The organism is Mesorhizobium sp. M5C.F.Ca.IN.020.29.1.1, assembly GCF_003997375.1.
GTDB classification, from domain to species: domain Bacteria; phylum Pseudomonadota; class Alphaproteobacteria; order Rhizobiales; family Rhizobiaceae; genus Mesorhizobium; species Mesorhizobium wenxiniae.
Genome location: NZ_RZSW01000369.1, coordinates 1 through 6,351 on the forward strand (window position 1 = coordinate 1; position 6,351 = coordinate 6,351).

Genomic DNA, 6,351 nt, shown 5'->3' on the forward strand with positions numbered 1-6,351 from the left:
GTGCTCTTTTCCGATTTTTGAAGCGCGAAATGCAAAAGGCCAGGCATTGCCTGACCTCCCGCTGAAGCGCCGCGCGTCCAGTTGAACCCGCTGACACTTTCTCATTTGCGCATGATCCTTTCTGGAAAGTGATGTTTCCCGGGTCATGCGCTGGAATTCGCCGTTCACCGATGCCAGTACATCCGTGGTCACCGGCGAAGCTGAATTCCGTTTTAGGCCGCCTTCAACTGATCGGCGGACATCTTGCCCGACTTGTTGTCGCGGACCATCTCGTAGCCGAGCTTCTGGCCCTCGACGATGTCGCGCATTCCGGCGCGTTCTACGGCCGAGATGTGGACAAATACGTCGACCGAGCCGTCGTCAGGCTGAATAAAACCAAAACCCTTGGTGGCGTTGAACCATTTAACTGTGCCTGTGCTCATAACGAACCCTTTCCGTAGCACATATTCGTTCGCCGTCATGCGAATGCACAACAGCGTTTGTCTCGATTTTGATGGGGGAAGTTCGTCAAAGACGCGCCTGGACACGCGGATAACAAAAGTCGGTCAAACAAATATCGACGAATTGCTTTTAGACTTCTTTTGCGTCAATTTTTGCTTTGCCGGCCGGTGATATCTCGCTGCCGCTGTCTGCGCGGAATCGACGGTGCCCGACTGCAAAATCACACCGACATGCGGGAACCGTTTTGGCTCTCGTGCATTTTGCCTATGTCGAAAGTTATTTTGAAAGAGCGATCTTGAGAAAGGCTGACGACAACAGGACGCCCCCCGCGCAGAAGCACGAGGGGCGTTCTTGCATGCGTCGGAGGAACCGCGCTCACGTCACCGCGGTGATCAACGGCAGGATCTCGTAGCGGAAGCCCAGCCCGGAGCGCACCGTCGGATCAGCTTCGGTCAGTTCCCTGGCGCCCTGTTCGTCTTCGGCCCGCACGATGCCAAGGCCCCATGGCCCGGCTGGATCGGCGACCGGTCCGAACAAAAGCACCCTGCCCTCGGCGAGTTTGCGGTGCAGATAGTCCGAATGCTGCTTCATCAGCGCCTCTTCCGCAGCGGTCATCGTGAAGGCGAAATCGGACCGTGGCGGTATGAGCCTGCAGTGGAACACGGCCTGTGGCTTGCCGTTCCCCTCGCTGGTGAGGAAATCGCCCAGCCAACCCAGCACGTGCTCCCAGCCGGAGCCGTGGGCGCGGCACGACTCCTTGCGCGCACCAAAACCTTGATGGCGCAGGGTCAGCCGGGTTCCTGCCTCGACCGCTTCGAGCATGTATACGACGGTAGTAACATTGTCGCCGTCCCACGGCGCCTTCCACGTCATCACCAGCCTGTGCGGCGGGTCGACCTCCAGATACTCACCCTGGACATGGAATTCCTCGCCGTCGGCGCCCTTGCCTTCCGAACGCCAAGCGCCGCCCGGCCGCACGTCTGCGATATGTCTGGTCGTTCGGTACTGTTCGTCCGAACCCCACCAGAGCGGGATCTGGTCTTCAGCGGTCAGTGCGTGAAACACGCGCTCCGGCGGCACTGCGATCGTCACAGTGGCAAGGATGGTGCCCGACGAAACGTCTGCGATCGCGCGCGGTCTGTCGTTGCTGGTCATCATTCGCTCTCGAGATAGGACTTCAGATTGCCGAGGCTCGCCTGCCAGAAATCGCGATAGGGCAAGATCCAGTCGGCCACGTCCTTGAGCTCGGCCGGCTCCAGCCGATAGAGCCGCTCGCGGCCGATCTTCTGCTCGGAGACGACGCGCAGCTCACGCAGGACCCGCAGATGCTTGGAGATCGCCGGCCGGCTCTGCGAAAAGTCCGAGGCAAGTTCGTTGACGGGCGCCGGCCCCAGGCGCAATCGGTCGAGGATGGCGCGTCGGGTCGGGTCGGCGATCGCCCGGAAAACGGAACGGTCATGGTCAGCCTGCGGCATAATACGTATCCATTTGGTTACCTATTATGCCGATCCTCTCCTCTTGTCAACTGCAGCTCGTGTTCAGCGTTCCTGTTCGGATGGCCTGATGACGATTTTGTTGACGCGCGCCGCTGATCGAGGCCTGCTTTCGCAGGATTGGTGATGTGCCAGCCGGGCCCGGTCGGCACAGAGCCGTCTCGAACGGCGTCTCCAGACCTGCCTTCGCCAGATCGCCCGGCGGGTGAAGAAAAAGGCGGCACGGCCGCCGGCTAGAAACTAAGACGCTTGGAGAAAGCGTTGGTGAAAGCGACCTCGCCGTTGTCGCCGGTGGCTTCGCCAAGCACAACGTCCATGCTGTCGCTGGTCACTCGCGCCAGCGCGAAGCCGCCCATATAGGCGGCCTTCGGCTTGAACAGGTCGAGCCCGTCGCGGCGGTAGATCATTGGTGTCTCGTGCTGGTGGCCGTGGAATATGCCGACGACGTTGTAGCCCTTCAGCGCCGCCAGCAGCGCCTGCCGGTCCGCCTCGCTCCACCAATGCGGCGGACCGGTACCGTCATCGTCGAAGGTGCTTTTGGCGGGATTCCAGCGTTCGGTCGAAAAAACATCCCAGCCATAGTGCTGGTACAGGATGACGGGGCGGCGATCCGCTGCATAGGTCGCCAGATCCTGCTCCAGCCATGGTAGGCTGGATACCGCGCCGTGGCCGGCGTCGCCGGCAAAACGGTGCGTCTGGACGAGATGCAGGCCGCCCCAGTCCCATGAGTAGCAGTCGGTGTCGACATCGTAACTGGTGGCCGGCACCGGCGGCTTGAAGAACACGCCGGCACGATGGTTGATCTCGACATAATCGCGCATTTCGCGGCGGTACCAGTCGACGTGCTGCGGCGGGCCGTTCTGGTCGAGATCATGGTTGCCGAGCCCGACATAGACCGGCATATGTACGCGATCGGGGCCGACACCCTGCTGGTAACGCTGGCTGAACTGGAGCAGCTGCGTGCCTTCGCTGGGCTGGGTGACCTGGCCGCCGCCGTCGTCGGTCATGTCACCGCCGACGACGAGGCCGAGCGGCGTGCCAATGCGGCTGCCGGCCGAGCGCAGTCCGGTGGCGATGCCGTTGATTTCGGCCGGCCAGTCCTTCTCGCCGAGGGCGTTCAAGGCGGCGACACTGCGCAGCAAGGCGGCGTCGGTCTTGCCTTCCTGCTGACAATTGGGGCTCAGCCCGCTGGCCATGCGGCAGGCATGGACATCGGCGACGAACAGGAAGGTGGCGTCGACAGGCGGAATGCCCTGCCCGGTCCCTCCGAGCGCCGGTCGCGCAAGGGAGCCGGCTGCAGCCAACGCTGCCGCCTGTGCCAGGAAGCTGCGCCGGGAGAGTGATCCTGCCGAGATGCCATTCATGACGCGAGATTCAGCACAGCCGGCGCCTCTTCGTCCAGTTGGCTCGAACGGTATGTCGACACGATGCCGCAGGTCTGGCATTCCTTCAGTGTCAGGACTCAACTTGCCGGGCAGACGAGGACGCTATGAAGGCTATATCCATCGGCACGGCACTTACCATCCTGGCGAGCGCCGCTCATGGTGCCGAGTGTTTCGACGCCAAAGCCGCCAAGGCCGGCTTCATTCTCGAAAGGCCCGGCATCCACAGCGAGTTTCGACCGGCGGCGGCTGGAATGGTGTCGGTTGCCAACGAATACCAATCCCAATCGCCGCAGACGCAGTTTCTGTTCGGTGGCCTGATCGAGGTGTTTCGCGACAGCGAGACCGGTCAGCTTGCCATGATCCCGTTTTCCGATCTCAGAAAGCTGTTTCCGCTCAAGGCCGGGGCGAAGAGCAAGACCATATTCGTCCGTCTCGCAGCAAACGAACAACCGAAGGGCACCGAGACGCTCGAGATCAACGTCAAGGGCAAGGAGACCTTCAGCCTGGGCGACTGCAAATACAACGTGCTCGCCGTCCGGCAGACGATCAAGAACGAGGCCGGCAAGACACAGGATGAATTCACCGCGCTGTACGCGCCCGACCTGCAGGCCGTTCTGGCCAGGCGCTATGACGAGGGCACCAGCGGCGAAAGCGTGGTCGGCTACGAGGTGATCAAACCGCTGCCGAATTAAGTCCCGGCAGGGCAGAGGGCGACTGGCGCTCCGGCATCAAAAGGCTTTGTACTGCCGCAGCACCCTGCGACGTCGCTTCGCTCCTGCTCCGCCCTTGGATGACGAAACTGGGGAAGCTCCCTGCTCCAGCGCGTTCAGGCAATCGCGCAGCACACCAGAATCCTGCGCCGTCTTGGCCATCGACATGGCGCCGGAATAGGTCGCGACCGCAAGCGCGGCGAAGCGCTGCGGATCGGTGTCCTGCTCCCTGCCCGCCTGCTGGTCGGCCCGTACCTTGTCGGCGATAGCCTGGCGCCATGCCGAAAAGATGCCGGCAAGGGCAGCGCGAAAATCCGCATCGGCCAGCGACAGTTCATGCGCCAGATTGTTGAGCGGGCAACCGCGCACGAAACCCTGTTGCTCCAGTTCCGCCGCCACGGCCTCGAACACGCTGCGCACGCCCTCGCGCGCCGAGCCTGCCGCCTGCACCGGCGCGATCCATGTTTCTTCGACGGCCGCGGAGACCCGCTCCTCGATCACCGCCAGCGCCAGCGCCTTCTTGGTCGGGAAATGATGATGCAGCGCGCCGCCGGTGACGCCCGCCGCCGCCATCAGGTCGCCGAGGCTGGAAGCGTGGTAGCCGCGCACCTGAAAGGAGGCTTCGGCCACATCGAGCACGCGTTTGCGCAGGCCGTCCGGGTCGTTGGTGCGTTTCCCGGGCCGCATCTTCAGGCGAGCGATCATCTCTGCTGACATTTCCATACGATAGCAGATTGACAAAACAGGACAACCGGTCTGTTTTAAACAGGATGAACACCCTGTTTTGGAGACCGTGCGATGAGCCTGCCCCCGAATGCCCCGTCGAAATCCAGCCTCACCGCCTCGCCGGTCGTCGAGCTCAGGCAATACACACTGAAACCTGGCCGGCGCGACACTCTGATCGACATCTTCGACGGTCACCTGATCGATGGTCAGGAAGCGGCGGGGATGACGATCATCGGTCAGTTCCGCGATCTCGACCGGCCTGACATGTTCGTCTGGCTGCGCGGCTTCGACGGTATGGAAGCGCGGAAAAATGCGCTGACCGCTTTCTACGAGGGACCCGTATGGGCGGCCTGGCGCGATGCCGCCAACGCCACGATGATTTCCTCCGAGGACGTGCTGTTGCTGAAACCGGCATGGCCGGGCGCGGGTTTCCAGCTGACAGGCTCACAACGGACAGCCGTGCCGGCTTCCGAAAAGCGAAGTGGAGACAATCGCTTGTCGGATAGTGTTGTCATCAAGATTCATCATCTGCGGCCCGGCGCCGAGGCCGACTTCGCCAGCCGCTTCGAAACCGACGCCATTGCCACGCTGGCGGAATTTGGCGCACGGCCACTTGCTGCGTTTGTTACCGAACATGCCGAAAACAGCTTTCGCCGCCTGCCGGTGAGATCAGGTGAAAACGTCTTCATCAGCGTCACCGCGTTCGACAGCGCGGACGCCCATGCCCGCCACGAGGCAGCCCTTGCCAGTTCCCCGGAGTGGCAGGCACTCGAGCGGGAGGCCCAGTCATGTCTGGCTAGATCGACCAAGACCTTGCGCCTATCTGCAACCTCACAGTCGCTGCTTGGGCGGTGAGAGGCAAGCCTCTTCCTTCTCCCCCTGCGGTTGAAGGAAGTGAGGTTCCTTCAAACGATTTGCATCCTTGCGGCTCGCAATCTCCGCTTGAAGCCGTTTGTGCAACGCGATACGCCGGTGCCGAATTCGACAGACTGGAGACACAAGTGAGCGCGCCAGAGACCAGAACCGAAACCGACACGTTCGGTCCCATCGACGTCGCCGCCGACCGTTATTGGGGCGCGCAGGCGCAGCGTTCGCTTGGCAATTTCAAGATCGGCTGGGAAAAGCAGCCGGCGTCGATCGTTCGCGCGCTCGGCATCGTCAAGCGGGCGGCGGCCGAAACCAATATGGAGCTGAAGCGGCTCGACCCGGCCATCGGCAAGGCGATCGTCGAAGCCGCTCAGGAAGTCATCGACGGCAAGCTCGACGATCATTTCCCGCTGGTCGTCTGGCAGACCGGCTCGGGCACGCAATCCAACATGAACGCCAACGAGGTGATCTCCAATCGGGCGATCGAACTGCTGGGCGGCGTCATGGGCTCCAAGAAACCGGTGCACCCCAACGACCACGTCAATATGAGCCAGTCGTCGAACGATACCTATCCGACGGCCATGCACATCGCCTGCGCCGAGCGCATCGTGCACGACCTGTTGCCGGCGCTGAAGCATTTGCATGCGGCGCTCGAAGCCAAGACCAAAGCTTTCGCCCACATCATCAAGATCGGCCGCACGCATACGCAGGACGCGACGCCCCTCGCCC

Annotated in this window: 9 protein-coding genes; 3 read left to right on the top strand and 6 right to left on the bottom strand. The window is 62.2% G+C overall.

The features are described 5' to 3' along the window. From EOA85_RS38195 to EOA85_RS24320, 5 genes are all read right to left on the bottom strand, one after another. The coding region (locus EOA85_RS38195; protein WP_206523357.1) for a hypothetical protein at nucleotides 1-192 on the bottom strand (192 nt) is incomplete at its 3' end. 20 nt (nucleotides 193-212) lie between these two features. Beyond that, nucleotides 213-422, bottom strand: a complete 210-nt coding sequence (locus EOA85_RS24305) for a cold-shock protein (RefSeq protein WP_127211456.1) — start codon at nucleotides 420-422, stop codon at nucleotides 213-215. 394 nt (nucleotides 423-816) lie between these two features. Next, entirely contained in the window at nucleotides 817-1,599 is a 783-nt protein-coding gene (locus tag EOA85_RS24310; protein WP_245485986.1) for an SRPBCC domain-containing protein, read from the bottom strand. Then, a complete protein-coding gene (locus EOA85_RS24315) occupies nucleotides 1,596-1,916 on the bottom strand; it encodes a metalloregulator ArsR/SmtB family transcription factor (RefSeq protein ID WP_127211457.1) in 321 nt (106 codons plus the stop codon). Before EOA85_RS24315 ends, EOA85_RS24310 begins: the two co-directional genes overlap by 4 nt. Before the next feature lie 251 nt (nucleotides 1,917-2,167). Continuing rightward, nucleotides 2,168-3,298, bottom strand: coding sequence for a metallophosphoesterase (locus EOA85_RS24320; protein WP_164759848.1), 1,131 nt, complete (start codon nucleotides 3,296-3,298; stop codon nucleotides 2,168-2,170). Nucleotides 3,299-3,423: 125 nt separating this feature from the next. Here EOA85_RS24320 and EOA85_RS24325 point away from each other — a divergent pair, with 125 nt between their 5' ends. Next, entirely contained in the window at nucleotides 3,424-4,011 is a 588-nt protein-coding gene (locus EOA85_RS24325) for a hypothetical protein (RefSeq protein WP_127211459.1), read from the top strand. Nucleotides 4,012-4,047: 36 nt separating this feature from the next. On the opposite strand, the gene EOA85_RS24330 is transcribed toward EOA85_RS24325, so the two are convergent. After that, nucleotides 4,048-4,734 carry a TetR/AcrR family transcriptional regulator gene (locus EOA85_RS24330; RefSeq protein WP_127211460.1) on the bottom strand — a complete coding sequence of 229 codons (687 nt, stop codon included), beginning with the start codon at nucleotides 4,732-4,734 and terminating at the stop codon, nucleotides 4,048-4,050. A gap of 93 nt (nucleotides 4,735-4,827) precedes the next feature. Between EOA85_RS24330 and EOA85_RS24335 the strand changes: the two genes are divergently transcribed. Both EOA85_RS24335 and EOA85_RS24340 read left to right on the top strand, forming a co-directional pair. Next, nucleotides 4,828-5,610, top strand: coding sequence for an NIPSNAP family protein (locus EOA85_RS24335; protein WP_127211461.1), 783 nt, complete (start codon nucleotides 4,828-4,830; stop codon nucleotides 5,608-5,610). 146 nt (nucleotides 5,611-5,756) lie between these two features. Continuing rightward, the coding region (locus EOA85_RS24340; RefSeq protein WP_245485987.1) for a lyase family protein at nucleotides 5,757-6,351 on the top strand (595 nt) is incomplete at its 3' end.

What these genes read in the sequence shown, in the direction of transcription:
- EOA85_RS24325 (WP_127211459.1), top strand. Translation starts at nt 3,424, where the DNA reads ATGAAGGCTATATCCATCGGCACGGCACTTACCATCCTGGCGAGCGCC.
- EOA85_RS24315 (WP_127211457.1), bottom strand. Translation starts at nt 1,916, where the DNA reads ATGCCGCAGGCTGACCATGACCGTTCCGTTTTCCGGGCGATCGCCGAC.
- EOA85_RS24310 (WP_245485986.1), bottom strand. Translation starts at nt 1,599, where the DNA reads ATGATGACCAGCAACGACAGACCGCGCGCGATCGCAGACGTTTCGTCG.
- EOA85_RS24330 (WP_127211460.1), bottom strand. Translation starts at nt 4,734, where the DNA reads ATGATCGCTCGCCTGAAGATGCGGCCCGGGAAACGCACCAACGACCCG.
- EOA85_RS24305 (WP_127211456.1), bottom strand. Translation starts at nt 422, where the DNA reads ATGAGCACAGGCACAGTTAAATGGTTCAACGCCACCAAGGGTTTTGGT.
- EOA85_RS24320 (WP_164759848.1), bottom strand. Translation starts at nt 3,298, where the DNA reads ATGAATGGCATCTCGGCAGGATCACTCTCCCGGCGCAGCTTCCTGGCA.
- EOA85_RS24335 (WP_127211461.1), top strand. Translation starts at nt 4,828, where the DNA reads ATGAGCCTGCCCCCGAATGCCCCGTCGAAATCCAGCCTCACCGCCTCG.